Annotated in this window: 2 protein-coding genes; both read left to right on the top strand. The window is 62.9% G+C overall.

Annotated features, from left to right (window positions below; translation table 11 throughout):
- Nucleotides 1–155 precede the first annotated feature (155 nt).
- A complete protein-coding gene (locus VAE48_RS09325; RefSeq protein WP_322793055.1) occupies nucleotides 156–1103 on the top strand; it encodes an energy-coupling factor ABC transporter permease in 948 nt (315 codons plus the stop codon).
- Nucleotides 1103–1826, top strand: a 724-nt coding sequence (gene cbiQ, locus VAE48_RS09320) for a cobalt ECF transporter T component CbiQ (RefSeq protein ID WP_322793054.1), incomplete at its 3' end; no start/stop codon positions are given. The genes VAE48_RS09325 and cbiQ, both read left to right, overlap by 1 nt.

The raw sequence follows: 1826 nt of genomic DNA, 5'->3' as shown, positions 1-1826 counted from the left end.
ACATCAACTTTCGAATTTTCGTCCCCCTCCCGCCTCCCCCAAAATCGCAGGGGCGATTTTGGGGGAGGTGCAGGTCGGGGTAATCCTCACTGCCTGCCATGTTTTGATTTTATCCCGAACTCACGTTATTCTATCAAATTTGCGAGGTTTTTGTCATGCTTTACAGTCCCCAACCCATGCACATCCCCGATGGATTCCTCTCCCTGCCGGTTTCGCTGGCGCTCTGGCTGATTTCCATCCTCCTCATTGGCAGTGCCGTTCGTCGGCTGGAAAAGACCCTCTCCGAACGGGAAGTGCCGTTGATGGGCGTGCTGGCAGCCGCCATTTTTGCCGGCCAAATGCTGAACTTCACCGTCACCGGCGGCACCTCCGGTCATCTGCTTGGCGCTGCCCTGGCAACCATTCTGCTCGGCCCCTACCCCGCCATGCTGGTGATGACCTCCGTGGTCAGCGTTCAGGCGCTGCTCTTTCAGGATGGCGGGCTGGTGGTAATGGGCGCCAACCTGTTCAACATGGCCATTGTCGGCGTGTGGAGCGCTTACGCCGTTTTTTCGCTCGTCCGCCGTCTGGCAGGCAAGGCGCGCTGGGGTTTGTTCGCCGGCGGGTTTGCCGCGGCGTGGAGTTCCATCTTTCTGGCAGCGCTGGCCTGCGCATTGGAACTGGCCCTTTCGGGCACCTCGCCCGCCAATCTGGCTGTGCCGGCGATGGGCGGCATCCATGCGCTGATCGGCATCGGCGAGGGGCTGATCACCATCGGCGCGCTGGGCTTCCTTTACGCTGCGCGGCCCGATTTGTTGAGCAGTGAAAACCGCCAGCAAGCCCTCAACCGCACTGTATGGCTGGGCGGCGGCATCATTGCCGTGCTGCTCACCGTTTTTTCGCCGCTGGCATCCAGCCATCCCGACGGACTGGAATGGGTTGCCGAACAGTTGCAGTTCATTGAAAGCGCCCGCCCACCGTTTTACGAAATCATCCCCGATTACCTTGTACCGGGCATACCCAATGAAGCCCTGGCGACCATTGCGGCGGGCATCCTTGGGCTGGTGGTTGTCACGCTGGCAGCCATGTCCGCCGGGTTGCTGCGCCGGCGCACCCAGGGTTGATGGACGAAATTCAGGTTGCCCTGCGGAAAGAAGAAAGCGGTCTTTACCGTTTGGACGGCCGGGTGAAAGTCACTCTGACGCTGGGCTTGATTGTGACCAGCGCGCTGCTGCCCAACCGTCCCGGCGGGGCTTATCTGCTGCTGCTCAGCGCGCTCTGGGCGGCGGCGCTGCTCAGTGGGGTACCACTCGCCAAGTTGATTCGGCGCGGCTGGCTGGCCCTGCCGTTTGGGCTGGCTGCCCTGCCGTTAGCTTTTACCACCCCCGGCACACCCCTTTTGACCTTGCCTGTGGGAAACGGCCTGACCCTGACCGCAGCCGGTTTGATGCGCTTTGCTGCCGTTCTGCTCAAAGCCTGGATTTCACTGCAGGCCGCCGCCTTGCTGACGCTCGCGACTTCCATCCCTTCCATTCTCCTCGCCCTGCGCGCTCTGAAAGTCCCGCGCCTGCTCATCACCGTCATTGCCCTGATGAGCCGCTACCTGTTCGTCTTCGGTGAAACCGCACGCCAGCTGCTGCAGGCGCGTGAGGCGCGCAGCAGCCGCGCCGATGGCAGCCGCCGGGCGGGCGGCAGCCTGCTGTGGCGGGCGCGGGTGGCCGGCGGCATGGCGGGCAGTCTTTTCCTGCGTTCCTTTGAACGGGCTGAACGGGTGTATGCCGCCATGCTGGCGCGCGGCTATGACGGCGAAATTCGCAGTCTGCCGCAGCCGGCACTCTCCAGCGGCT

Origin of the sequence: Bellilinea sp., from assembly GCF_034432615.1 — a bacterium.
Taxonomy (GTDB): Bacteria; Chloroflexota; Anaerolineae; order Anaerolineales; family Anaerolineaceae; genus Bellilinea.
The sequence above is the reverse complement of the archived record's forward strand: the minus strand, read 5'-3'. Positions and strand labels throughout refer to the sequence as shown.